Below are 23,240 nucleotides of genomic sequence, written 5' to 3'. Positions count from 1 at the left end.
CCTGCTCGTCGGTCCTACTCGCCAGTCCTACTCGTCGGTTACACAGCGTTGCCAAGGTCACAGTTCAAAGCGCTTGCTCAGTGGGCAGGAACTGGGTGTACTGGTGAGTAATATTTCGTTCGGAGCGCGGGCCGCCCCGACCGGGATCGGCCGCTTCAGGCGCCTATGCTGCCTGAAAGAAGGCAGCCCAGAAGAGACGATGCAGTAGGAGAGCCGGCGTGAGCTTGAGGATCGTTGTCACTGTGAAGTACGTGCCCGACGCCACTGGCGACCGGCACTTCGCCGATGACCTGACCGTCGACCGTGACGACGTGGACGGCCTGCTGTCCGAGCTCGACGAGTACGCGGTCGAGCAGGCGCTGCAGATCGCCGACGAAGCCGACGACGCGGAGATCACGGTGCTGACCGTGGGCCCCGAGGACGCCAAGGACGCGCTGCGCAAGGCGCTTTCGATGGGCGCCGACAAGGCCATCCACGTCGAGGACGACGACCTGCACGGCACCGACATCATCGGTACGTCGCTGGTGCTGGCGAAGGCGATCGAGAAGGCCGGCTTCGACCTGGTCATCTCGGGCATGGCCTCCACCGACGGCACCGCCGGTGTGGTCCCCGCCCTGCTGGCCGAGCGTCTGGGTGTCCCGCAGGTCACGCTGCTCTCCGAGGTCTCCGTCGAGGACGGCGTCGTCAAGGGCCGCCGTGACGGCGACTCCGCCTCCGAGCAGCTCGAGGCCTCGCTGCCGGCCGTCGTGTCGGTCACCGACCAGTCGGGTGAGGCGCGTTACCCGTCCTTCAAGGGCATCATGGCCGCCAAGAAGAAGCCGGTGGAGTCCTGGGACCTGGAGGACCTGGAGATCGAGGCGGACGAGGTCGGCCTCGAGGGTGCCTGGACCAAGGTCGACTCCGCGGCCGAGCGCCCGGCGCGCACCGCCGGCACGATCGTCAAGGACGAGGGCGAGGGCGGCAAGCAGCTCGCCGAGTTCCTCGCGGGCCAGAAGTTCATTTAACTGCTGGGGGTCCGGGGGTCGTTCCCCGGGCCGGCACAGCATCTAAGGCTCGCCCCGCTGACCGCCCCTCAGACTTCACACTTTGCAGGAGAGCAATCCCATGGCTGAAGTTCTCGTCTACGTCGACCACGTGGACGGTGCCGTCCGCAAGCCCACCCTGGAGCTGCTGACGCTGGCCCGCCGCATCGGCGAGCCCGTCGCCGTCGCCCTCGGCTCCGGCGCCGAGGCCACCGCCGCCACGCTCGCCGAGCACGGCGCGGTGAAGGTTCTCACGCACGACGCCGCCGAGTACGCCGACTACCTGGTCGTACCGAAGGTGGACGCGCTGCAGGCCGCCTTCGAGGCCGTCTCCCCGGCCGCCGTGCTCGTCCCGTCCTCCGCCGAAGGCAAGGAGATCGCGGCCCGCCTCGCGGTCCGCATCGGCTCGGGCATCATCACCGACGCCGTCGACCTCGAGGCCGGCGACGAGGGTCCGGTGGCCACGCAGTCCGCGTTCGCCGCCTCCTTCTCCACCAAGTCCCGTGTCTCGAAGGGCACCCCGGTCATCACGGTCAAGCCGAACTCGGCTCCCGTGGAGGCCGCCCCGGCCGCCGGCGCCGTCGAGGCCCTCGCCGTGTCCTTCTCGGAGAAGGCCACCGGCACCAAGGTCACCGCTCGCACCCCGCGCGAGTCCACCGGCCGCCCCGAGCTGACCGAGGCCGCGATCGTGGTCTCCGGCGGCCGCGGCGTCAACGGCGCCGAGAACTTCTCCCTCATCGAGGCGCTCGCCGACTCCCTCGGTGCCGCCGTGGGCGCCTCGCGCGCCGCGGTCGACGCCGGTTGGTACCCGCACACCAACCAGGTGGGCCAGACCGGCAAGTCCGTGTCGCCGCAGCTGTACATCGCCTCCGGTATCTCCGGCGCGATTCAGCACCGCGCCGGTATGCAGACCTCGAAGACGATCGTGGCGATCAACAAGGACGCCGAGGCCCCGATCTTCGACCTGGTCGACTACGGCGTGGTCGGCGACCTCTTCGAGGTCGTCCCGCAGCTCACCGAGGAGATCAACACCCGCAAGGGCTGAGCGTGTGTGAACTACGAGGCCCCTGTGACCGTCGCGGTCACAGGGGCCTCGGCGCATGCTCATCCCAGGGTCAGCGTGGCCTGCACGGGCAGATGGTCGCTCGGGAACTGGCCGTTCAGCGCGAACGTGTTGATCGACGCGCGATGCGCGGTCACCCCGGGGGTGGCGAGGATCCAGTCGATGCGGTCGCCGTCCGGCGTCAGCGGCTTGTACCCGTGGAACGTGGCGTACAGCGCGCTTCGCTCTGCCGCGGTGTCCCAGGTGTCGACGAGACCGGCGCCCAGCACCGTGTCGTAGACCGGGCTCCGGTGGGCCGCGACATTGAAGTCGCCGGTCACGATCAGCGGCAGGGAACGGTCGAGCCCCGAGGTCCGTTGACCGATCAGGGTGGCGGCACGCGCGCGTGCGCTCTGACTCGAGTTGTCCAGATGCGTGTTGAGGAAGTAGAACTCCCGCCCGTTGTCGCCGAGGTCGCGGAAGCGTACCCATGTGACCATGCGGATGGAGCCACCGCCCCAGGTGTTCGACCCGATCACGTCGGGGGTGTCCGAGAGCCAGAAGTGGTCGTACTCGACGGGGGCCAGTCGGCGGGTGTCGTACAAGATCGCCATGAACTCGTCCCGGCTGCCGCCCGCGCGGCCGGTGCCGACCCAGTCGTGGTGGGGGCCGAGGTCCGCCTCGATGTCGCGGATCTGCTGGTAGAGGCCCTCCTGAGTGCCGATGACATGCGGCCGTTCCTGGCGCAGCAACGCTTGCATCACGGGGCGGCGCACGGCCCAACTGTGGGGTTCCGTGGTGCTTGCGAAACGAAGGTTGAAGGTCATGACCTTCAGACGGGGATCGGGTGCCTCCTCCGCCGGGGCGGGAGAAGCCGAGGCGGGAGAAGCCGAGGCGGCGGAATCGGGCAGTGCTGTACTGGAGAGGGGCAGGGCGACCGCCGCGGCCAACGCGGCCTTCAGGCCCAGACGGCGCGTGACTCGTCTGATGTTCGGCACATGGGCTCCTTCGGTGGGGCTGCCGGGCGAGTCGTGGCTACGGGAGTGTGATACCACCGTGAGACATGGGCGTGAACATGCCGAAAGCCCGGAGTGGCCCCGTCAGGAAGTGGTGTTGACCATCCGGAAGATCCCCGGATAACTTCGTTCAACGGATTGTTGATTCCGTGGGGCGGAAAACAGGAGGCTGTCGGATGGGTCAGGGCCAGCAGGAACAGGTGGCGACGAGCCTCGCGGGCGCCGTCAGCGGGGAGATCAGCGCCTCCCTCGCCCCGGTCGACGCCGAACTGGAGCGCCGCTACCCGGGAGACCCCGGCACCCGACAGCCCGTCCACACCGTGTACGTCCCCGGTGATGTGTTCGCCGCCGACACCGTCCGCTCCTGGGGCGAGAGGGCCCTCGCGTCCCTCGACGAGCACGCCCCGGACGCCGCCTCCTTCGCCGCGGTCCTCGGCCTCGCCGACGACCTCGCCGAGCCGGTGTACGACCGCGTGCGGGCCAAGCTGGAGCGCGAGCCCATCGAGGACCTGCGGGTCGACTTCGAGGACGGCTACGGCCCGCGCCCGGACGCCGAGGAGGACGAGGCTGCGGCGCGCGCGGCCCGGTTGATCGCGCAGGCGTACGAGAACGGCACGGCAGCCCCGTACATGGGCATCCGCATGAAGTGCATGGAGGCCCCGGTCCGCGACCGCGGCATCCGCACCCTCGACATCTTCCTCACCGGCCTGATGGAGGCCGGCGGGCTGCCCGACGGGCTCGTCCTGACGCTGCCGAAGGTGACGTACGCCGAGCAGGTCACCGCGATGGTCCGGCTCCTGGAGGAGTTCGAGAAGGCGCGCGGTCTCGAGCCCGGCCGGATCGGCTTCGAGATCCAGATCGAGACCAGCCAGTCGATCCTGGCGACCGACGGCACCGCGACGGTCGCCCGCATGATCCAGGCCGCCGAGGGCCGCGCCACCGGTCTGCATTACGGCACCTTCGACTACAGCGCCTGCCTCGGGGTCAGTGCCGCCTACCAGGCCAGCGACCACCCCGCCGCCGACCACGCCAAGGCGATCATGCAGGTCGCGGCCGCGGGCACCGGCGTACGCGTCTCGGACGGCTCCACGAACGTCCTGCCGATCGGCCCGACCGAGAAGGTCCATGACGCCTGGCGGCTGCACTACGGCCTCACCCGTCGCGCCCTGGCCCGCGCCTACTACCAGGGCTGGGACATGCACCCCGGCCACATCCCGACCCGCTACGCGGCCGTCTTCGCCTTCTACCGCGAGGGCTTCGAGCAGGCCGCGGCCCGCCTCGCCCGCTACGCCAACCGCGCGGGCGGCGACGTGATGGACGAGCCCGCCACCGCCAAGGCCCTCAGCGGCTACCTGCTGCGCGGCTTGGACTGCGGCGCCCTCGACATCGCGGAGGTGGCACGGGTGACGGGTCTGACGCGGGCGGACCTGGAGGGATTCGCGGTGCCGAGGCGGGGAGACCTGACGATCTCGGCGAAGTAGCGCGCCCCGCTTTCAGGGGCGGGGGGCTCTGACATCATGCAGCTTCGCCGCGTGGCGCGACCAGCTACGAACACCCCGCACTTCGACGGCGGACCCGCCTATACGTACCCTTCCAGACCGGACGCGACGGTCAGTCCTTCCTCGGCTAACAGCCGGGTTCCCCGCACGCACCGCTCCGCATCGAAGCGGGCCCGGGCGCAGAACTCCTCCGGCGTGTCCCCGAACAGCTCCCGCAGGCGTGGCGAGCCGGCAAGGAGCGAGCTGAGCAGCGGGCGCTGGCCGGGGTGCGCGCGGGGGACCCCGGAGCCGTCGTGGAGGACCCCGCGACGGTTGACGTAGATGTAGGCGCCGGGCAGGAGATCACCGGAGTCCAGCTCGATACGGACGTCGGAGGAGGGAAGCCACGCCCGGTCGTACGCTCCGGCCGGCAGCGGGACGCCCTCGCTCGCGTCGACCACCGCGAGCTGGGCCGCGTCGAGCCAGGTGAGGAACAACGCGCCGACGGCATCCGGCGCGTGGAACGGCGACGCGGACACGTACCCCATCGGACTCATATGGGCCGAGACACCGACGCCGATGCCACCGACCCGCGCCCGCACCATCGGGATCGTGCCAGACACCTCGTACTCCGCCATCTTGTGCCGAAGCTGGGCGGGACAGGCGTTGGAGCCGACCGCGAGGACCGGGACGCGGTCCTCGTACACCCGGCGGGTCAGCGGCAACAGGCGGTCCCCGTCGAGGAGTACGGACTGCGTGGGCCAGGCGCCCGGGTAGCTCAGCGGGTGGTCGCGGGGCGCCACGGCGAGGCCGAGGGCCGCGAGGGTACGGGGGTCCTGGGCGACCACGGTTCAGTCCGCGGGCGGGAGTTCGCCCGAGCCGCGGGTGATCAGGCGGGTCGGGAGTTCGATGCGCTCCGGCGTGACGAGGGCGCCGTCGAGCTGGCGGAAGAGGCGCTCGGCGGCGGTGCGGCCGAGGGTGGCGGCGTCCTGGGCGACGACGGTGACGCCGGGCTGGAGGAGGTCGGCGAGCTCGATGTCGTCGAAGCCGACGAGGGCGACCGGGCGGCTGCGCTCGGCGAGCACACGGATCACCGTGACCGTCACACGGTTGTTGCCCGCGAAGATCGCGGTCACGGGGGAGGTGCCCGAGAGCATCGCCTCGGCCGCCCGGCGCACCCGCACGGGATCGGTGACACCCAGGGACATCCAGACGTCCTCGACCGGTATGCCCGCGTCCTCCATCGCCGCGCGATAACCGCGCAGCCGCTCGGCGGCGGTGTGGATGCGGGGCATGTCGCCGATGAAGCCGATCCGGCGGTGACCGTGGGCGATCAGGTGGGCGACGCCGTCCTGGGCTCCGCCGAAACTGTCCGACAGGACGACGTCGGCGTCGATCTGCCCCGCCGGACGGTCCACGAACACCGTGGCGACGCCCGCCTTTATCTCGGGCTCGAGGTAGCGGTGGTCGTCACCGGCCGGGATGATGACGAGCCCGTCCACGCGGCGCGCACACAGGGCGAGGACGAGTTCCTGCTCGCGATCCGGGTCCTCGGCGCTGGAGCCGTTGATGAGCAGCGCGCCGTGGGCGCGGGCCACTTCCTCGACCGCGCGGCTGAGGGGACCGTAGAACGGGTCGGCGAGATCCTCCAGGACGAGGCCGATGCTCGCGGTGCGGCCCTTGCGCAGCACCCGCGCGCTGTCGTTGCGGCGGAAGCCCAGCGCGTCGATGGCCTCCTGGACCCGGCGCTCGGTGTCCGGGGTGACTCCGGGCTCGCCGTTGACCACACGCGAGACCGTCTTGAGACCGACACCGGCACGGGCCGCCACGTCCTTCATGGTCGGACGGTTGCCGTAGCGGGTCTCGGATCGGCGGGCGGTCTCGGCCACGATGCGCTGTCCTGTCCTGTCGTCCACGGTTCCTGTGGGCCACGGTTCCTGCGGTCCACGGTTCCTGTGGGCCACGAGGATGTGTCGGTCCATGGGGTTGTATGAGGATGTGGCGTCGAGCATAGAGCCTGGACAACGTTGTCAGATGCAGGGGACACTGTCCACCGCATTCTCCGGCCTGCGCCCCCACCGCGAGACCGGTCTGCCCTTTTATCAAGGTTCACCGGGAGAACTGACACTCATGCACACCGACCTCGTGGCCGCGCTCGACATCGGCGGCACCAAGATCGCCGGAGCGCTGGTGGACGGCAGCGGCCGGATCCTGCTGCGCGTGCAGCGCGCGACGCCCGCGCAGGAGGACGGCGACACCGTCATGGGGGCCGTGGACGCCGTGATCGGCGAGCTGACCGACTCTCCGCTGTGGAGCAGGGTGGGGGCCGTCGGTATCGGCAGCGCGGGCCCTGTGGATGCCTCCGCGGGCACGGTGAGCCCCGTGAACGTGCCGGGTTGGCGTGACTACCCGCTGGTCGAGCGGGTCCGGACGGCCACGGGCGAGCTGCCCGTCGAGCTGATCGGTGACGGCGTGGCCATCACGGCGGCCGAGCACTGGCAGGGCGCCGCCCGCGGCCACGACAACGCGCTGTGCATGGTGGTGTCGACAGGCGTAGGTGGCGGGCTCGTCCTGAACGGCCGGCTGCACGCGGGCCCCACCGGCAACGCCGGCCACATCGGGCACATCAGCGTGGACCTGGACGGCGATCTCTGCCCGTGCGGCTCCCGCGGCTGCGTCGAGCGCATCGCGAGCGGCCCGAACATCGCACGGCGGGCCCTGGAGGCCGGGTGGCGGCCCGGGCCGGACGGTGAGGCCTCGGCGGCCGCGGTGGCCGCCGCCGCACGCCAGGGCGACCCGGTGGCCGTGGCCTCCTTCGAACGCGCGGCGCGTGCGCTCGCGGCAGGCATCGCGGCGACCGCGACCCTCGTCGAGATCGACATCGCCGTCATCGGCGGCGGAGTGAGCAAGGCGGGGGACGTGCTCTTCGATCCCCTGCGCAAGGCGCTCGGTGACTACGCGACGCTGTCGTTCGTACGGCGGCTGACCGTGGCGCCCGCGCTGATGGGCACGGACGCCGGACTGGTCGGTGCGGCCGCGGCCGCGCTCACCCGGAGGGCGAACCCGACCGCGGCCGGGGTCTGACGCCGCCGACCGAGGGAGACCGACCCCGGCGTGCGCCCGGTACATCTGGCCCGAGTCGGGACCGGAACCGTGCCCCAGACGTTGTCGCGGTGGTCGTACGTGAGGCGGTCGACGCCCCAGTTCCGCGAACTGTCGGGCGTCGCCGTACTGGTGGCCGAGGGCCTCCAGGAGTCCCACGCTGTCCCACGTCCTTCGCGCCGGCGCACTCGCACGTTCGGCCCGGCGCCGACGAAGACCCCCCGCGCCGCTCCTGCTTGCCGTCCACGCCGCGCTGTGCCCGTACGAGGAGAGGGCGCAGAACGGCTGGTTCTCCTTCCTGAAGCGTCTGTCCTTCAGGTTCTACCGCCGGCCCTACAGCGAATCGGGCATGGGCACGTACGTCACTCGCAGCCGACGCCGTCCCCGTCGCGGTCGAGGTGGCGGCCGTAGCCGGGGTCCCCCACCCGTACGGGCGCGGCGCCCGCCGCGCGGGCGGCGGCGCAGTTCTCGTAGGAGACGGTGCTCCCGCCAGCGCTGTCGTCGGTGTCGCCGCCGTCCGCGGCGGCGGGCTGGGCCGTGACAGTTGCGCGCACGGTCTCCGTCGTCCGTACCGTCACGGTGGCGGACGGCGCCACCGTAGCCGTCTCCGTCGCTGTCGTGGCGGCGGTGGTCGTGGCTGTGGCGGTGACGGTGGCCGTCGGGCGGGGCTTCGCCGCGACGGACTCGGTGGTGTTCCCGCCGCTGTTGCCGATACCGACGCCGGTGAACAGGGCTATGACGAGCGTGGGCACGACGTAGCGTTTGCGGGCCCAGCGCGGGGCAGTGCGGTTGGGCGTGGTGGGTGGTGTGTTGTACGCGTTGGCCATCTCATCCCCCCTGGGGTGTTTCGGGTGGGATGACGGTAGTGCTGCGGATGTGCCCGATGAGGAGGAGTGGGAGTTGTGTGACCCACCCGTGACTCGTCGTCGGATTCGTAGTTGAACCGGGCATGAAGAAGCGAAGCATGCTCGCCGTTGCCTCCCTCGCCGCCGGGTTCGTCGTGGCGGCCATCACCCCGTCCCACTCGCTCGACAGCGACGCCCTCGGCGACCGGAACGTCAACGACACGCTCAGCACCGTCGACCACACCACCAACAGCGACAGCCTGGCCGTGGGCGAAGGCGCGCCGGGGCATAACGGCTGAGGGGGAAGGTTCGTCTGCGCGGCGCCGGTGCCCCTGGGACGGGGGACCGGCACCGCGTCGTCGGCTCCCTCATCAGGGCCTGGTTTCCGTGGCAGGGTGGAGCGGGCAAGCCTCAGGGGGCCAAGAGAAGAGGGGGAACCGTGATCGTCTGGATCAACGGTGCGTTCGGTGCGGGGAAGACCACCACCGCACGGGAACTGATCGAACTGATCCCGAACAGCACGCTCTTCGACCCCGAGGTCATCGGCGGCGGACTCGCCAATCTGCTGCCGCCCAAACGCCTCGCGGAGGTCGGCGACTTCCAGGACCTGCCGATCTGGCGGCGCCTGGTGGTCGACACCGCGGCCGCCATGCTCGCGGAGCTGGGCGGCGTCCTCGTGATCCCCATGACCCTGCTGCGCCAGGAGTACCGCGACGAGATCTTCGGCGGCCTCGCCTCGCGCCGGATCGAGGTGCGCCATGTCCTCCTCGCCCCGGCGGAAACGATCCTGCGCGAACGCATAGCCGACCGTGAGATACCCGAGGACCTGCCCGACGGCGAGATACGCGTGCGTCAGTGGTCCTACGACCACATCGAGCCCTACCGCGCGGCGCTCGCCTCCTGGCTCACCGCCGACGCCCACCCGGTCGACACGAGCGCGCTCACCCCGTACGACACGGCGCTGCGCATCGCCGAAGCCGTGCGCAACGGTGACGTGCCCGTGTGCGAGATCGTGCAGACCCCCGAACCCACCGCCGAGACCGTTGCCGCCGGGGTACTCCTCTTCGACGAGCAGGACCGGGTTCTGCTCGTCGATCCGACGTACAAGGCCGGTTGGGAGTTCCCCGGAGGCGTCGTCGAACCCGGTGAGGCTCCTGCTCGCGCGGGCATGCGCGAGGTCGCCGAGGAGACCGGCATACGACTCGACGACGTACCCGGTCTGCTGGTCGTCGACTGGGAGCCGCCCGCGCCGCCGGGCTACGGCGGTCTGCGCCTCCTCTTCGACGGCGGCCGACTCGACTCCGCCGAGGCCCGCCGACTACTGCTCCCCGGACCCGAACTGCGCGCCTGGCGCTTCGTCACCGAGCGGGAGGCGGCGGACCTGCTCCCACCGGTGCGCTACGAACGGCTGCGATGGGCGCTGCGGGCGCGGGAGCGCGGGGCGGCACTCTATCTGGAGGCGGGGATCCCGCTCGGCTGACCGCGTTCGGCGTACGGTGCGGGCGGTCGGCGCCCGGGTTCGGCGTGCGGCCGACCGCCGTCACCCGCGCCTGCCCACCGGGGCGGCGGGAAGACGGTCGCCCGTCACCGCGCGGGGACGGGCGGGCTGCTCCGGCCGAGCCGGCGCAGTTCGTCGCTCGGGTACGGCGTCCGTCTGCTCTCCTTCTGGACCCTGCGGTTGAAGTCCGCCATCACGGCGGCGAGGGTGCGTGGCGGGTAAGGATCGCGGCGGCCGACCGGGGGACGCCACCCCTGTCGTGCGCAGCGCCTTCGACGCCCGCCGATCCCCGGATCGCCGTGGCCGAAACAGGCCACTTCCGCGTCGAACTCCGCGTGACCCTTGGGGAAGTGGGTCAGCGCGATCGGCGTCAACTCGTCGTCGCACCTCAGATGGGGCTGGCCCACGGGGAAGCGTAGTAGCTGGAGCGAGGGCCCGCTGCTGCGGGCAGAGCGCTCAGATCGCCGCGTACTTCTGCAGGAACAACGCCTCGGCGACCGAGAGTTGCTCCAGCTCCCGCGGCGAGACGCTCTCGTTCACCGCGTGGATCTGCGCCTCCGGCTCGCTCAGGCCGATGAGCAGGATCTCCGCCTGCGGATACAGCGAGGCGAGGGTGTTGCACAGCGGGATGGAGCCGCCCTGGCCCGCGGCCTGCATCTCCTGGCCCGGGTAGGCGACCGCCATCGCTTCGGCCATCGCCGAGTACGCGGGACTGGAGGTGTCGGCGCTGAACGGCTGGCCCTGGCCGATCTGCTCGGTGCTCACCCGCGCGCCCCATGGCGTGTGCGCCTCCAGATGAGCCCGCAGCAGCTTGGTCGCCTCGCCCGCGTCCACGCCCGGCGGCACGCGCAGGCTGACCAGCGCGCGGGCGCTTGCCTGCACGGACGGCGTCGCACCGACGACCGGCGGGCAGTCGATGCCGAGGACGGTGACGGCCGGACGCGCCCAGATGCGGTCGGCGACCGTGCCGGAACCGATCAGCTCGACCCCGTCGAGCACCTTGGCGTCCTGGCGGAACGTCTCCTCGTCGTACTGCAACCCGTCCCACGGTACGCCGCCGGTCAGCCCGTCGACCGTCGTCGAACCGTCCTTGGCGCGCAGCGAGTCCAGTACGCGGATCAGCGCGCCCAGCGCGTCGGGCGCCGCGCCGCCGAACTGCCCCGAGTGCAGATTGCCTTCCAGAGTGTCGATCTGGACACGTACGAGGGTCATGCCGCGCAGGGTCGACGTGACGGTCGGCAGACCGAGCCGGAAGTTGCCGGCGTCGCCGATGACGATGGCGTCGGCGGTCAGCAGCTCCGGGTGCGCCTCGGCGTACCGCTCCAGACCACCCGTACCCTGCTCCTCCGAACCCTCGACGATCACCTTGACGCCCACCGGAACGCCGCCGTTCGCCTTCAGCGCGCGCAGCGCGAGCAGGTGCATGATGAAGCCGCCCTTGCAGTCGGCGCTGCCGCGTCCGTACCAGCGGCCGTCGCGCTCCGTCAGCTCGAACGGCGGGGTGGTCCAGGCCGCCTCGTCCAGTGGCGGCTGCACGTCGTAGTGCGCGTACAGGAGAACGGTCCTGGCGCCCTCCGGTCCGGGCAGGAAGCCGTACACCGACTGGGTGCCGTCCGGGGTGTCGAGCAGCGCCACGTCCTGGAAGCCCTCGGCACGCAGCGCGCCGGCGACCCAGTTCGCCGCGCCTTCGCTCTCGCTGCGGGGATACTGGTCGAAGTCCGCCACCGATGTGAAGGCCACCAGTTCGGTGAGCTCAGTCTTCGCCCTGGGCATGAGCGAGGCGACGGTCTCGGCGACCGAATTCGACGACATGGGCACGCTCCTTGTGGGTGCGACGTTGTACTTCTGTGTACAGATGATCGTGCGGTGCGTAGGTGCCTACTGCTGTGCAGGGCGCATACGCTGCCGATCCTCCCACAGTGGCCTGCGGCGATACCCGCCGTAGGATGCGGGAGATACGTGCGGCAGACGGCTGGACTGGGAGCAGTAGACCATCGTGAGCAGCGAGAACTCTTCGGCGGACGACGAACAGCGGGTGTGGGACGTCGTCGTGGTCGGCGCGGGGCCGGCGGGTGCCTCGGCCGCCTATGCGGCAGCGGTCGCGGGACGCAGCGTCCTGCTGCTGGAGAAGGCGGAGCTGCCCCGCTACAAGACATGCGGCGGCGGCATCATCGGCCCCTCGCGCGACGCGCTGCCGCCCGGCTTCGAACTGCCGTTCAGGGACCGGGTGCACGCGGTCACGTTCTCGCTGGACGGCAGGTTCACCCGTACCCGGCGCTCCAAGCAGATGCTGTTCGGGCTGATCAACCGGCCCGAGTTCGACCAGCAACTCGTCGAGCACGCGCAGAAGGCGGGCGCCGAGCTGCGTACGGGCGTCACGGTCTCCCGGGTCGAACAGCACGGTTCGGCCGTGCCGGACCGGCGCACCGTCGCCGTCGTCCTGCAGGGCGGTGAGGCCGTGCTGGCGCGGGCGGTCGTCGGCGCCGACGGCAGCGCCAGCCGGATAGGGGCGCACGTCGGGGTGAAGCTCGACCAGGTCGATCTCGGCCTGGAAGCGGAGATCCCCGTGCCGGAGACCGTCGCCGAGGACTGGCGGGGGCGGGTCCTGATCGACTGGGGTCCCCTGCCGGGCAGTTACGGCTGGGTGTTCCCCAAGGGGGACACGCTCACCGTCGGTGTGATCTCCGCACGCGGTGAAGGCGCCGCCACCAAGCGGTACTTGGAGGACTTCATCGCCCGGCTCGGGCTCGCCGGCTTCGAGCCGAGCATCTCCTCGGGGCATCTGACGCGGTGCCGCGCCGACGACTCCCCGCTGTCACGGGGACGGGTGCTGGTGTGCGGGGACGCGGCGGGACTCCTTGAGCCCTGGACCCGAGAGGGCATCTCCTTCGCACTGCGCTCCGGCCGGCTCGCGGGGGAGTGGGCGGTGCGGATCGCCGAGGCGCACGACGCGGTGGACACACGGCGCCAGGCGCTCAACTACGCCTTCGCGATCAAGGCGGGGCTCGGCGTCGAGATGAGCGTCGGCAAAAGCCTGCTCACCCTCTTCGAGCGCCGGCCGGGCATGCTCCACGCGGCGATCACCAGCTTCAGGCCCGCCTGGAAGGCGTTCGCGGGGATCACACGCGGTTCGACCACGCTGGGCGAGCTGGTGCGCTCCCGCCCGATCGCCGGGCGCGCCCTGGCAGCGCTCGACAAGGGAGCGGGGCCGACGGGCGGCAACGATCGACGAGCGGCGGCAGTGATCGACGACTGACGGCGATTACGAGCGGCGGCAGTGATCGACGACTGACCCGCGATCGACGAGCGGCGGCAGTGATCGACGATTGGCTGCGATCGATGAGTGATGCGATCGAGGAGTGACCGGGGCCGGAACGGATAGTCGGCCGGGGGGCGAGAAACGGCCGGGGCGACAAGTGATCGGCGCTCGACTGCCCTGTCGGAGGGCTGGGGGTCAGCTCTTGACCGTGATCCGGAAGACCGGGTGGTCGGGGGCGATGCGCCGCAGTTCGTCGTGGGACGAGTCCGGGCCGACCCCCTTGAAGAAGACGCCGACCTCGGCCTTCCAGCGCTTGAGGTAGGCGCGCAGCAGCGGGACCTTGTCGTCGTCGGCGATCTCGGTGGCGGTGAACACGTCCACGTTCTTGCCGAGGCGCAACTCACCGCCGCCGGCCGCCCGCATGTTGTGCGTCCACTGGACGTGGCCGCGCGGGGCGACCAGGTACTGCTGCCCGTCCACGGTGAGCAGATTGACCGGGGTGGTGCGCCACTCACCGCTCTTGCGGCCGCGGACGGCCAGGACCCGGGAGCCCCAGACGCTGAGGCCGCGGCGGGTCATCCAGGCCACGGAGCGATTGAAGACGTTCACGGTGAACCAACCGGCCTTCTGGACGTGTGCAGACATAGTGACTCCCATCGATTGAGAGAGCGCCGCTTCCTTTTGTGAGCACTGCTCTCGACTGAGAGCAGTCTGCAGGAGATCGGTGATCCATCGCAAGAGCGGTGCTCTCGTTTTTGTGCGGCGCTCTTGATTTGGAGCACTGTGTGCGCTGGAGTGCATCGCTCCGATTTCGGAGCACCGCTCGGATTTCGGAGCACCGCTCTGTTTTGTGTGCACTGATCCAAAAACGTGGCACACTGCCCCGCATGACTACCGCACGAGGGGCACGTGCCCGAGCCAGGATCGAGGTCACCGCGGCCATCAAGGACGAGGCGCGCAGACAGCTCGCCGCGGAGGGCGCAGCCAAGCTCTCGCTGCGAGCCGTCGCCCGCGAGCTCGGCATGGTCTCCTCCGCGCTCTACCGCTACTTCCCCAGCCGTGACGACCTGCTGACCGCCCTCATCATCGACGCCTACGACTCCCTTGGCGAGAGCGCGGAGGTGGCCCACGCCGAAGTCGCGGGCGCCGGGCCGCGCGAGCGCTGGACGTCGGTGTGCGTGGCGGCGCGTCGCTGGGCGCTGGAGCACCCGTACGAGTACGCGCTCATCTACGGTTCGCCCGTGCCCGGGTATTCGGCGCCGGCCACGACCGTCCCGGCCGCGTCCCGCGTGGGGTTGCTCCTGATCGACATCGTGCGCGACGCGTATCGGGGCAAGGGCGTGGCCCGTACCCCGCTGCCCGCCGAGTTGAAGGCCGAGGCGCAGCGGATGGCCGCCGACCTCGCCCCCGACCTCCCGCCCGAGGCGGTCACGGCGCTGGTGGCCGCCTGGGCGCAGCTCTACGGACTGATCGGCTTCGAGCTTTTCGGACAGTTCAACCGCGTCGTGGAGGATCGCGAGGCCTTCTTCCGGCACGCGGCGGACCAACTCGCGCACGGCGTGGGCCTGGTGTTCCCTGAGCCCACCGGAACTGTGGGCAAGCGAAGCGGCACGGCTGGATCCTGACGCCCCTGACGCCCCTGACGCCCCTGACGCCCCTGTCGTCCCTGCTGCCCCTGCTGATGTCCCTGATGTCCCTGACGTCCTGAGGCCTGACGGAGGTCGCACGCATGCGGTCACCTCGCCCTGCCGCCCCTTGCCGCCCACTGCCGCGCCGACCGCCTCGGAGAACGTACTCCGGGGGGAGTACCTGTGATCACCTCGCCCGGCTGACGCCGTCGGCGGCCCCTGCCGTCTAGCGTGACCGGCATGGAAGTGCAGCAGCGAACCCCCAGGTCCCCCGCGTGGGGCGGCCCACCCCCGTGGTGGCGGCACGGGGCGCCCGGGTGGAACCACCGGGACGGTGAGGAGCGCGGCACCGCCCGGTGGCCGTGGCGCTCGACGCTGCTGCTGACCGCCTTCGTCCTGATCGGCTCGAATTTCGCGGCACATGTGCAGGAGGGCAGCCGCGCACCGCTGGACTCCTTCGCCCGGGCACTGCTGCTCGTGGGCTCCGGCCTGTTGCTGTGGCGCCGACGGCAGGCGGTGCTCGTCGCCTTCGGTACGGCCGCCGCCGCCATGGTCTACCTGGGCGCGGGATATCCGTACGGGCCGGTCTTCCTCACCGTCGCCCTGGCCTCCTTCAGCGCGGTCGTCGCCGGGCACCGCAAGGCCGCCTGGACGGCCGTCGGCATGCTCTGGGTCGGCCATCTGCTCGTGGCGCACTGGCTCTACCGTTGGCTGCCGCCGACGGGGGACCGGACCGCCTCCTGGAGCCAGGAGATCGTCACCGCCACCTGGGTCGTGGCGATCGTGGCGGTCTCGGAACTGGTGCGCGTACGCCGTGAACAGTGGGCCCGCGACCGCGCCGAGCGCGCGCAGGCCGCCACCCGGCGCGCCGACGAGGAACGGCTGCGGATCGCCCGCGAACTGCACGACGTCCTGGCGCACAGCATCTCGGTGATCAACGTCCAGGCGGGCGTCGGTCTCGCACTCCTCGACTCAGACCCGGAACAGGCGCGCACCGCGCTCACCACCATCAAGGACGCCAGCAAAGAGGCGCTCGGCGAAGTCCGGCAGGTGCTCGACACGCTGCGTACGCCCGGGGAGGCGCCGCGCGCTCCGGCGCCCGGGCTCGACCGGCTTCCAGAACTCGTGGAACAGGCCGCGGGTGCGGGCCTCACGGTCGAAATCCAGGGCGACGTGCCGAAGCTCCCGCCGGGCACCGATCTCGCCGCGTTCCGCATCGTCCAGGAGGCGCTGACCAATGTCGTACGGCATTCGGGGTCGCGGCACGCGCGCGTGCGGGTCGACTCCGCGCAGGGGGCACTGCGGCTGCGGATCGACGACGACGGGCCCGCGACCGGCTCCGACGCGGGCGGCAGCGGCAACGGGCTGGCCGGAATGCGGGAGCGGGCCGCCGCCCTCGGTGGCACGATCGAGGCGGGCCCGCGCGACGACGGAGGCTTCCGTGTGCTGGCCGTACTGCCGTTGAAGGCCAAGGAGGACAACCGGTGATCCGCGTACTGCTCGCCGACGACCAGTCGCTGGTCAGGGCGGGCTTCAAGGCGCTGCTCGACGCTCAGCCGGACCTCGAGGTGGCCGGAGAGGCGGCCGACGGCGAGGAGGCGCTGCGCAAGGTGGGCGAACTGCGCCCTGACGTCGTCCTGATGGACATCCGCATGCCGCTGCTCGACGGTCTCGCCGCGACCCGCCGCATCACCGACGACACGGAGCTGAAGGACGTCAAGGTGGTCATGCTCACCACCTTCGAGCTCGACGAGTACGTCTTCGAAGCGATCCGTTCCGGAGCCTCCGGCTTCCTCGTCAAGGACACCGAGCCGGACGAACTCCTGCGCGCGGTACGGGCGGTGGTCGAGGGTGACGCGTTGCTGTCGCCGGGGGTGACGCGTCGGTTGATCTCCGAGTTCGCGGCCCGTTCCAAGGAACCCGCGGCCGCCGGGTCGCTCGCTCGACTCACCGAGCGGGAGAGGGAGGTGATGGCCCTCGTCGGCATCGGTCTGTCCAACGAGGAGATCGCGCGGCGACTTGTCGTCAGCCCGCTCACAGCCAAGACCCACGTCAGTCGGACCATGGTGAAGCTCGGCGCCCGTGATCGGGCCCAACTGGTCGTGCTGGCCTATGAGTCGGGGTTGGTACGGCCGGGGTGGCTGGGCTGAGCCGCACTCTCGCGGCCGAATCGGACCAGTACGGTGACCACGCGCAGCGGGAAGAGAAGAGCGGCCAGGAAGACACCCGACACGAGCAGCACCTTGTCGACCGTCCCCGGCAGATCGAAGAGCAGGGCCGGCCCGTACACGGCGCCGAACACGACGGCCGCCACGAACGCCGCGCTGAGCAGCGCGTACCCGATCTCGACGGTCATCGCGTCCCGTTGCGCCTGTGTACGTGTCGTCGCCATCCGCCGAGTGTCATGGCTGCGCGCCCGGCGGGCAAGGAACTGCCCGCCGGGCGCGTCTAGTTGAAGCTTCGGATGCACAGGATCGGTTCCGGCGAACAGGATCGGTTCCGATGAACAGGATCGGTTCGGATGAACCGGATCAGTCGCGGACCGCCACCCGCTCCTTCTCGGCCTCCCGCGCGGACTTGGTGACCACGATCGACTCCTGCGGGCGCCGCGTCCGCAGCCCCGGCAGCGTGATCAGCAGCCCTATGAGGGCGATGCCCGTCACCACGACCAGACCGGTCCGGTAGCTGTCGAGAACGGCCTGCGGCGAGGAACCCGCGGAGGAGTCCGCGGTCACGACCGCCGTCACGACGGCGAGGAAGAGGGCGCCGCCCACCTGGACCGAGGTGTTGAGCAGGCCCGAGACCATGCCCTGCTCGTGGTCGTCGACGCCGTTCGTGGCCTGGATGTTGAGGGAGGGGAAGATCAGCGCGCAGGCCGCGCCGATCAGCAGCATCGTCGGCAGGATGACGGCCGCGTAGACCGGGTCGAGGTTGATGCGCAGGAACAGCGCGTAGCCGACGACCATCAGGGCGAAGCCCACCGCGATGAGCCGCGGGGTGCCGAAACGGTCGACGACGGCCCCCACCTTGGTGGAGGACAGCGCGACCAGCGCCCCGGCGGGCAGGAAGGCCAGCGCGGTATGCAGCGCCGACCAGCCGAGCAGCGACTGCATGTACAGCGTCACCAGGAACTGGAATCCGACGTACGAGCCGAAGAACGCCATGGCGCCGAGCTGGGCGCGGATCTGGCTGCCGGAGCGCAACACCCCGAGCCGGATCAGCGGTCCCGCCGAGCGCCGCTCGACGCCGACGAAGACGGTGAGCAGCACGGCGACGGCGAGGAAGGACAGGAGCGTACGGGCGGAGGTCCAGCCGACCTCGGAGGCCTGTACGACGGTGAACACGAGCAACAGCATCGAGGCCGTGCCGAGGATGGCGCCCGGGATGTCGTAGCCGTTGTGGTCCTTCTCGCGTTCGCTGCGCGGGAGGAGCTTCAGGCCGGCGAACAGCGCGACGAGCGCGATGGGCGCGGGCAGCAGCATGGTCAGGCGCCAGCTGGCCTCGGTGAGCAGGCCGGACAGCACGAGGCCCATCGAGAAGCCGGTGGCCGCGCAGGTGGTGTAGATCGAGAGGGCGCGGTTGCGCAGGGGGCCCTCGGCGAAGGTCGTGGTGATGATGGAAAGGCCCGCTGGTGCGGTGAACGCCGCGCTCAGGCCCTTGATGAAGCGGCTGGCGATCAGCAGCGGGCCCGAGTCGACGAGTCCGCCGAGCAGCGAGGCCAGCGCGAAAACTCCCAGGGCCACCAGGAAGACCTGACGGCGGCCCAGCAGGTCGGCGGTGCGTCCGCCGAGGAGGAGCAGTCCGCCGTATCCCAGGATGTAGCCGCTGACGATCCATTGGAGCGTCGAGGTGGAGAGATCGAGTTCGGAGCCGATGGACGGCAGGGCGACGCCGACCATCGACACGTCCAGCGCGTCCAGGAACATCGCGGCGCAGAGCACCAGCAGGGTGCCCCACAGTCGTGGGGTCCAGCGTCCCTCGGACGCGGGGGCGGTGAGCGGAGAGGTCATGCGGAAGACAGTACATGCACATGCATTCAATGCAAGCGCATTTAATTCCGATGCAACAAAGTTGATTCTTTGCTACGGTGCGCCCATGGCGGCGAAGAAGGCCGAGCAAGTGCTCGTGGACCAGTGGCGCGACATCCTCGCGGTGCACGCGCGGACCTTGTGCGAGCTGGACCGTGAGTTGCATCGACACGGCCTGGGCGCCAGCGACTTCGAGGTGCTCGACGTGCTGGCCGAGGGCGTCGCGTCCGACGGCGGCTGCACCTACCGCGTTCAGGAGATCTCCGACCGCGTGCATCTGAGCCAGAGCGCCCTGTCCCGGCTGATCGCCCGTCTGGAGAAGGACGGTCTCGTGACGCGCGGCATGTGCGAGGAGGACCGCAGGGGTGTGCGCGTCTCCCTCACCCCGAAGGGGCGCGAACTGCACGGCGAGGTGCTGCCGGTGCAGCGGGCGGTGCTGACGCGCATGCTGGCGGCGGGCCCGGTCGACGCCGACTGAACGGCTCGTCCGGCTGGACTGTGACGGACCGGGCTCGGCCCGCCTCAGCTCCAGGTGACCTCGGATTTCTCCCGCCACAGCGCGGCGAGCGCGGCGTCACCGCTCATGCTCGAGAACCGCAGCCGGTTCCACAGCGCCAGGTAGAGCCGTGCGGCCGGCCCGGCCACCTCGCAGTCGGCGTCCCCGCCCGCATGCTCGCCCCGCTTGCTCACGGGCGGCTGCGCCGACAGTCGTACGGTCCACACCGCGTCCGCGTCCGTCGCCCGCACCCGCACCATGCCCGTGTGCCGCACCAGGTCCCGCACCTGCCAGTCCGGACAGGCCGCCACTTTGGCGTCGAAGCCCGCCGCCTCGGTCGCCGCGGCCAGCGACCGTCCCTCCTGGTCCAGTGTTGCCACGAACTCAGGGATCTCCATGCGGCGAGTGTGCCGGACGAGGGTGTTCCGGTGCGCTGAAAAGTGACCAAGGGGCGGTGGTGCGGCGTCAGCCGGCCGCCACGCGGCGCGTCGCGAACCCGATGAGGGCGGCCAGCGCGGCCAGCGCCGCGACGCTGGTGAGGGCGGCGGGCAAGGAGAACCAGTCCGCCATGAACCCGATCGCGGGCGGTCCCAGGAGCATGCCGCCATAGCCGAGCGTGGACGCGATCGCGACACCGTTGGGGCCCGCGAGGGCTCCGGCCCGTTCGACGGCGACCGGGAAGATGTTGGCGAGCCCCAGCCCCGTGACCGCGAAGCCGAGCAGCGCCGCGCCCACCGACGGAGCGAGGGCGCCGAGCAGCATGCCCGCGGCGGCTGTGGCGCCGCCCGCCACCAGAGTCGGGGTCCGCCCGAGCCTTTCGAGGAGCGTCGTCCCACCGGCCCGGCCGATCGTCATGGCGAGCGCGAAGCAGGAGTAGCCGACGGCCGCGACACCCGGGTGGGCGTCCAGATCCTGCTCCAGGTGCAGGGCACCCCAGTCGGCGAGCGCGCCCTCGCCGTACGCGGTGCACAGGGCGATCAGGCCGAAGACCATGACCAGCCTGCGGGTGCGGGCGTCGAGGCGGACCGGGGCATGGCTCTCCCGCGGCCTGCGCTCCGGTGGTGCCGGGGGTTCGTGGCGCAGCAGTGCGCGCCCTGCAACGGCGGTCACCAGCAGGGCGATCAAGGTGAGGCCGAGCAGATGACGGGTGGGGGACAGGGATCCCGCGACCAGCGCACCGAGCCCCGCTCCGATCATGCCGCCGAGGCTGAACGCCGCGTGGAAGCTCGGCATCACCGGCCGCCGCAGCGCGGCCACCAGATCGACGGCGGCGCTGTTCATGGCGACGTTGATACCGCCGTATGCCATGCCGAACACGAAGAGGACGGCGGTGAGTGCGGGTGCGGAGTGGGTGAGGGGAGGGAGGGCGACGCTGAGGGAGAGCAGGACGGCGCAGCCGACGATGACCGGATGGCTGCCGTAGCGGCGGCAGAAGCGTCCGGTGAGGGTCATGGTGATGACCGCTCCGGCGGAGACCCCGAGCAGCGCGAGCCCCAGCGCGCTCGCGGAGGCGTCGGTCTGGTGCTTGATGGCGGGGATGCGGACGACCCATCCGGCGAAGACAAAGCCGTCGAGCGCGAAGAAGACGGTGATGACTACCCGGAGTCGGGTGAGTGCGGTGTCGGGTGGGGCGGCGCGTGTTCGGGCTTTGTTTATTGACGGCACAAAGTCAGGCTAGGCGGGCCCGAGAGGGAGGGCAAGGAACTCGGTCGGTTCGCGGGCCTGGACCTTTGTGTCTGTATGTGCCCGGGTGCGGCGGGGCCTTCAGTCGGACGGGTGCGCGAGTAGACGGTGCCGAGGGCGCGGGCGGTGGCGTTCAAGCTGTTTCCAATGACGCACCACGTTGAGTGTGTCGCGATCCTTGAGCCTGCGGCAAAGGGCGCCTGACCTGCAGGTTCGGGTGATGTGCGTTATGTGCGTTATGTGCGCTGTGGGCGTTACGGGCGATATCTTGACGCATGTTTGACGCACACGGCGCATGTTTGACGCACGTTCTGATTGGTTGTCAGGTAGGGAAGGCATGCTGCTAATCCGGCTATGAGCGAGCTGGCGGCACCCCTTCTCGATCACCGCAGTGAGAGATCGCGGGCCGGTCCTGCCTCATGTCCACCAGCTGCGGATAACGCGGAGTCGGATCGCGTGTAGGTCGTACTGGGCCCACGGACCACCATGTGCTGTTTCTGACGCTGCATCACATAGTCTTCGATGGCTGGTCCTTGGACGTGATGCTGCGCGAACTCGGCTCGGTCTACGCCGCCTTCCTCCGAGGCGAGGACGACGACCCGCTGCCACCGCTGCCCCTGCAGTACGCCGACTACGCCCGCAGGCAGCGACAGTGGGCGTCCGGCGAGCACGCCGAGCAGGCCGCCTACCGGCAGGAGAACCTGGCCGTCCAGTGCGCGCCCGCGTCGTCGCTCCGGTACACACCCCAGTGGTTCTGCAGGTACAGCCGGTCCGGGGTCGCCGCATCCTGTGCGATCTTGTGCACGCGCTGGCCGAACTCCGGGTTCGGGTCCGGCAGGAAGACCGCGGAGACACCGGACCCTGATGATGCGCTGGCGTCCCCACACATTGGCGGGCCGGACGGAGGGGGCGCCGTCCGGCCTCGCGTCAGAGCACTTGGGGGCATTCACGGCGCACCCGGTGTTTCATCAACTCGCTTCTGACGAAGCCGAATCGCCCCGGCCCGAGAGGATCGCCCGGATGCGCTGCGCCGCTTCGGTGTCGGCCGCCGGCGGTTGCGGCCCGGCGGCGGGCGCCGCGGGCATCAAGGTGTCCACGAGGCCGTCGGCCAGGGGCTCCACAGGCTCCTGTGCCTGTGCTGCGCTCGACAGGGCGTGCTGGAGTGCGATGAAGCCGTGTAGTCCCGCCCAGAGCGTCTGTGCCGCCTGCTCATCGGGCATCGACAGCGGGTATCCGGCCTCCCGGCACCGGGCGAAGGCCTCGCGCAACGAGAGCGAGACATGCCGGGACGGGTGCCGGTGGAGGCGGGCCGTCGGGACGGACGGCTGGCGCACCTCGTACATCAGCCGGTAGTGACCGGGGTATTCGCGGGCGAACCGACAGTAGGCGTGTGCCTGGGCGTGCAGCCGTTCACGGGCGTCGGCTCCGGTGTCGGCCGCGTTCGCGTCGGCTGCGCGCATGCGTGCCGCGAGATCCTCGTACTTGTCCTCCAGGGCCGCCCATACGAGTTCTGCCTTGTCGGAGAAGTGCAGATAGATACTCGGAGCCGCCACGCCCGCCTCGCGCGCCACGGCACGCATGGTGAGCTTCTCCACGCCGCCCCACTCGTCGAGGAGCTGCCCCACCGCGCGCAGGATCTCCCTGCGCAGCTGTTCGCCCTGTCCGCGAGGGCTACGTGCGCGCCCCTTGCCTGCCGCCTGCGTGTTCATCCCAGTCCTCTCCCTTGTAGGTGAGCCTAGTGAAGGCCTCGTTCGCGGCTCGGGCGCGTGCCGTCCGGGCAAGCTCTGCGGGCCGAGCGGCTGCCCCTGGCGCGCCTGTAGTCCCACCTTCATGGGCACTCGCCGAGGGGAGACCCACCGGGTGAGGCCGCTGCGCGATGATCCCGGCGAGCGAACGGCATTCGCCGCCGGTGACCGACTTGTCATGACCGGCTACTCCGCTCGTGCCCCGTTGCCCATGGCTCTGGGTGCCTTCGCCTCCTCGCTTTGTTTGCCGAGCGTGGCGATACCTACGCGGCCGAGGTGGAGCCTGGCGGCCTGCCGCACGGTTACCCCTATGCCTCGCTTCTGGCTGCCGGGATTCCGGTCTCGCCGTCCAGTGATGCGCCGTACGGCAGTCCGGACCTGTGGGCCGCGGTCCGTGC

The 23,240-nt window shown here is 70.6% G+C and carries 23 protein-coding genes and 2 pseudogenes; 12 read left to right on the top strand and 13 right to left on the bottom strand.

The features are described 5' to 3' along the window. Positions 1-218 precede the first annotated feature (218 nt). Positions 219-1,004 carry an electron transfer flavoprotein subunit beta/FixA family protein gene (locus ACX28W_RS06855; protein WP_458997842.1) on the top strand — a complete coding sequence of 262 codons (786 nt, stop codon included), beginning with the start codon at positions 219-221 and terminating at the stop codon, positions 1,002-1,004. Between the two features lie 100 nt (positions 1,005-1,104). Beyond that, positions 1,105-2,067: an electron transfer flavoprotein subunit alpha/FixB family protein gene (locus ACX28W_RS06850; protein WP_458997841.1), complete on the top strand. Its 963-nt coding sequence runs from the start codon at positions 1,105-1,107 to the stop codon at positions 2,065-2,067. A gap of 59 nt (positions 2,068-2,126) precedes the next feature. On the opposite strand, the gene ACX28W_RS06845 is transcribed toward ACX28W_RS06850, so the two are convergent. Then, the gene (locus tag ACX28W_RS06845; protein ID WP_458997840.1) at positions 2,127-3,062 is read right to left on the bottom strand and encodes an endonuclease/exonuclease/phosphatase family protein; all 936 of its coding nucleotides are present in this window, start codon (positions 3,060-3,062) and stop codon (positions 2,127-2,129) included. Positions 3,063-3,256: 194 nt separating this feature from the next. Between ACX28W_RS06845 and ACX28W_RS06840 the strand changes: the two genes are divergently transcribed. After that, positions 3,257-4,561 carry a DUF6986 family protein gene (locus ACX28W_RS06840; RefSeq protein ID WP_458997839.1) on the top strand — a complete coding sequence of 435 codons (1,305 nt, stop codon included), beginning with the start codon at positions 3,257-3,259 and terminating at the stop codon, positions 4,559-4,561. Positions 4,562-4,659: 98 nt separating this feature from the next. On the opposite strand, the gene ACX28W_RS06835 is transcribed toward ACX28W_RS06840, so the two are convergent. Both ACX28W_RS06835 and ACX28W_RS06830 read right to left on the bottom strand, forming a co-directional pair. Next, entirely contained in the window at positions 4,660-5,406 is a 747-nt protein-coding gene (locus ACX28W_RS06835; protein WP_458997838.1) for a hypothetical protein, read from the bottom strand. Between the two features lie 3 nt (positions 5,407-5,409). Continuing rightward, complete coding sequence (locus ACX28W_RS06830) at positions 5,410-6,474, bottom strand: LacI family DNA-binding transcriptional regulator (protein WP_458997837.1); 1,065 nt, start codon at positions 6,472-6,474, stop codon at positions 5,410-5,412. Positions 6,475-6,688: 214 nt separating this feature from the next. Here ACX28W_RS06830 and ACX28W_RS06825 point away from each other — a divergent pair, with 214 nt between their 5' ends. Then, positions 6,689-7,642 carry an ROK family protein gene (locus ACX28W_RS06825; RefSeq protein ID WP_458997836.1) on the top strand — a complete coding sequence of 318 codons (954 nt, stop codon included), beginning with the start codon at positions 6,689-6,691 and terminating at the stop codon, positions 7,640-7,642. Between the two features lie 380 nt (positions 7,643-8,022). Here the strand turns inward: ACX28W_RS06825 and ACX28W_RS06820 are convergent, their stop codons facing one another. After that, positions 8,023-8,487, bottom strand: coding sequence for an excalibur calcium-binding domain-containing protein (locus tag ACX28W_RS06820; RefSeq protein WP_458997835.1), 465 nt, complete (start codon positions 8,485-8,487; stop codon positions 8,023-8,025). A gap of 122 nt (positions 8,488-8,609) precedes the next feature. Between ACX28W_RS06820 and ACX28W_RS06815 the strand changes: the two genes are divergently transcribed. Further along, on the top strand, positions 8,610-8,804 hold the full coding sequence (locus ACX28W_RS06815) for a hypothetical protein (RefSeq protein WP_458997834.1): 195 nt from the start codon (positions 8,610-8,612) through the stop codon (positions 8,802-8,804). Between the two features lie 140 nt (positions 8,805-8,944). Then, positions 8,945-9,985: an NUDIX hydrolase gene (locus ACX28W_RS06810; RefSeq protein WP_458997833.1), complete on the top strand. Its 1,041-nt coding sequence runs from the start codon at positions 8,945-8,947 to the stop codon at positions 9,983-9,985. Between the two features lie 104 nt (positions 9,986-10,089). Here the strand turns inward: ACX28W_RS06810 and ACX28W_RS06805 are convergent, their stop codons facing one another. Together ACX28W_RS06805 and ACX28W_RS06800 are read right to left on the bottom strand one after the other, a co-directional pair. Beyond that, on the bottom strand, positions 10,090-10,410 hold the full coding sequence (locus ACX28W_RS06805) for a hypothetical protein (protein ID WP_458997832.1): 321 nt from the start codon (positions 10,408-10,410) through the stop codon (positions 10,090-10,092). Positions 10,411-10,459: 49 nt separating this feature from the next. Beyond that, entirely contained in the window at positions 10,460-11,815 is a 1,356-nt protein-coding gene (locus ACX28W_RS06800) for a M20/M25/M40 family metallo-hydrolase (RefSeq protein WP_458997831.1), read from the bottom strand. Positions 11,816-11,999: 184 nt separating this feature from the next. On the opposite strand from ACX28W_RS06800, the gene ACX28W_RS06795 reads away from it, so the two are divergent. Next, entirely contained in the window at positions 12,000-13,259 is a 1,260-nt protein-coding gene (locus tag ACX28W_RS06795; protein ID WP_458997830.1) for a geranylgeranyl reductase family protein, read from the top strand. Positions 13,260-13,457: 198 nt separating this feature from the next. Here the strand turns inward: ACX28W_RS06795 and ACX28W_RS06790 are convergent, their stop codons facing one another. Beyond that, a complete protein-coding gene (locus ACX28W_RS06790) occupies positions 13,458-13,907 on the bottom strand; it encodes a nitroreductase family deazaflavin-dependent oxidoreductase (protein WP_458997829.1) in 450 nt (149 codons plus the stop codon). A 242-nt stretch (positions 13,908-14,149) separates the two neighbouring features. Here ACX28W_RS06790 and ACX28W_RS06785 point away from each other — a divergent pair, with 242 nt between their 5' ends. The 3 genes from ACX28W_RS06785 (at position 14,150) to ACX28W_RS06775 (ending at position 17,040) form a co-directional block, all read left to right on the top strand. Then, complete coding sequence (locus ACX28W_RS06785) at positions 14,150-14,887, top strand: TetR/AcrR family transcriptional regulator (RefSeq protein WP_458997828.1); 738 nt, start codon at positions 14,150-14,152, stop codon at positions 14,885-14,887. Positions 14,888-15,130: 243 nt separating this feature from the next. Beyond that, positions 15,131-16,378 carry a sensor histidine kinase gene (locus ACX28W_RS06780; RefSeq protein ID WP_458997827.1) on the top strand — a complete coding sequence of 416 codons (1,248 nt, stop codon included), beginning with the start codon at positions 15,131-15,133 and terminating at the stop codon, positions 16,376-16,378. Continuing rightward, a complete protein-coding gene (locus ACX28W_RS06775; RefSeq protein WP_458997826.1) occupies positions 16,375-17,040 on the top strand; it encodes a response regulator in 666 nt (221 codons plus the stop codon). The genes ACX28W_RS06780 and ACX28W_RS06775 overlap by 4 nt, the downstream gene beginning before the upstream one ends. Here the strand turns inward: ACX28W_RS06775 and ACX28W_RS06770 are convergent. Beyond that, complete coding sequence (locus tag ACX28W_RS06770) at positions 17,001-17,282, bottom strand: DUF6332 family protein (RefSeq protein WP_458997825.1); 282 nt, start codon at positions 17,280-17,282, stop codon at positions 17,001-17,003. The genes ACX28W_RS06775 and ACX28W_RS06770 overlap by 40 nt on opposite strands. 139 nt (positions 17,283-17,421) lie before the next feature. Then, the gene (locus ACX28W_RS06765) at positions 17,422-18,900 is read right to left on the bottom strand and encodes an MFS transporter (protein WP_458997824.1); all 1,479 of its coding nucleotides are present in this window, start codon (positions 18,898-18,900) and stop codon (positions 17,422-17,424) included. Between the two features lie 85 nt (positions 18,901-18,985). Here ACX28W_RS06765 and ACX28W_RS06760 point away from each other — a divergent pair, with 85 nt between their 5' ends. Beyond that, positions 18,986-19,396 (top strand): MarR family winged helix-turn-helix transcriptional regulator, encoded by a 411-nt coding sequence (locus tag ACX28W_RS06760; RefSeq protein WP_458997823.1) that lies wholly within the window; start codon positions 18,986-18,988, stop codon positions 19,394-19,396. Between the two features lie 44 nt (positions 19,397-19,440). Here ACX28W_RS06760 and ACX28W_RS06755 read toward each other — a convergent pair whose 3' ends face one another. Beyond that, positions 19,441-19,812, bottom strand: a complete 372-nt coding sequence (locus ACX28W_RS06755; RefSeq protein ID WP_458997822.1) for a maleylpyruvate isomerase N-terminal domain-containing protein — start codon at positions 19,810-19,812, stop codon at positions 19,441-19,443. Between the two features lie 67 nt (positions 19,813-19,879). After that, complete coding sequence (locus ACX28W_RS06750; protein ID WP_458997821.1) at positions 19,880-21,079, bottom strand: MFS transporter; 1,200 nt, start codon at positions 21,077-21,079, stop codon at positions 19,880-19,882. Between the two features lie 506 nt (positions 21,080-21,585). Between ACX28W_RS06750 and ACX28W_RS06745 the strand changes: the two are divergent. Then, a pseudogene (locus tag ACX28W_RS06745) lies at positions 21,586-21,756 on the top strand (condensation domain-containing protein); the annotation flags it as partial. 47 nt (positions 21,757-21,803) lie between these two features. On the opposite strand, the pseudogene ACX28W_RS06740 reads toward ACX28W_RS06745, so the two are convergent. Then, positions 21,804-21,962, bottom strand: a pseudogene (locus tag ACX28W_RS06740) (exo-alpha-sialidase); the annotation flags it as partial. A gap of 103 nt (positions 21,963-22,065) precedes the next feature. Beyond that, complete coding sequence (locus ACX28W_RS06735) at positions 22,066-22,806, bottom strand: TetR/AcrR family transcriptional regulator (protein WP_458997820.1); 741 nt, start codon at positions 22,804-22,806, stop codon at positions 22,066-22,068. Positions 22,807-23,240 lie beyond the last annotated feature (434 nt).

The sequence above is a fragment of the Streptomyces sp. SD15 genome (genome assembly GCF_054462255.1).
The sequence above is the reverse complement of the archived record's forward strand: the minus strand, read 5'-3'. Positions and strand labels throughout refer to the sequence as shown.

Excerpts from the sequence above, each read along its gene's own strand:
- ACX28W_RS06780 (WP_458997827.1), top strand. The coding sequence starts at position 15,131 with ATGGAAGTGCAGCAGCGAACCCCCAGGTCCCCCGCGTGGGGCGGCCCA.
- ACX28W_RS06800 (WP_458997831.1), bottom strand. The coding sequence starts at position 11,815 with ATGTCGTCGAATTCGGTCGCCGAGACCGTCGCCTCGCTCATGCCCAGG.
- ACX28W_RS06770 (WP_458997825.1), bottom strand. The coding sequence starts at position 17,282 with ATGGCGACGACACGTACACAGGCGCAACGGGACGCGATGACCGTCGAG.
- ACX28W_RS06825 (WP_458997836.1), top strand. The coding sequence starts at position 6,689 with ATGCACACCGACCTCGTGGCCGCGCTCGACATCGGCGGCACCAAGATC.
- ACX28W_RS06785 (WP_458997828.1), top strand. The coding sequence starts at position 14,150 with ATGACTACCGCACGAGGGGCACGTGCCCGAGCCAGGATCGAGGTCACC.
- ACX28W_RS06840 (WP_458997839.1), top strand. The coding sequence starts at position 3,257 with ATGGGTCAGGGCCAGCAGGAACAGGTGGCGACGAGCCTCGCGGGCGCC.
- ACX28W_RS06765 (WP_458997824.1), bottom strand. The coding sequence starts at position 18,900 with ATGACCTCTCCGCTCACCGCCCCCGCGTCCGAGGGACGCTGGACCCCA.
- ACX28W_RS06815 (WP_458997834.1), top strand. The coding sequence starts at position 8,610 with ATGAAGAAGCGAAGCATGCTCGCCGTTGCCTCCCTCGCCGCCGGGTTC.
- ACX28W_RS06735 (WP_458997820.1), bottom strand. The coding sequence starts at position 22,806 with ATGAACACGCAGGCGGCAGGCAAGGGGCGCGCACGTAGCCCTCGCGGA.
- ACX28W_RS06790 (WP_458997829.1), bottom strand. The coding sequence starts at position 13,907 with ATGTCTGCACACGTCCAGAAGGCCGGTTGGTTCACCGTGAACGTCTTC.
- ACX28W_RS06850 (WP_458997841.1), top strand. The coding sequence starts at position 1,105 with ATGGCTGAAGTTCTCGTCTACGTCGACCACGTGGACGGTGCCGTCCGC.
- ACX28W_RS06755 (WP_458997822.1), bottom strand. The coding sequence starts at position 19,812 with ATGGAGATCCCTGAGTTCGTGGCAACACTGGACCAGGAGGGACGGTCG.
- ACX28W_RS06760 (WP_458997823.1), top strand. The coding sequence starts at position 18,986 with ATGGCGGCGAAGAAGGCCGAGCAAGTGCTCGTGGACCAGTGGCGCGAC.
- ACX28W_RS06820 (WP_458997835.1), bottom strand. The coding sequence starts at position 8,487 with ATGGCCAACGCGTACAACACACCACCCACCACGCCCAACCGCACTGCC.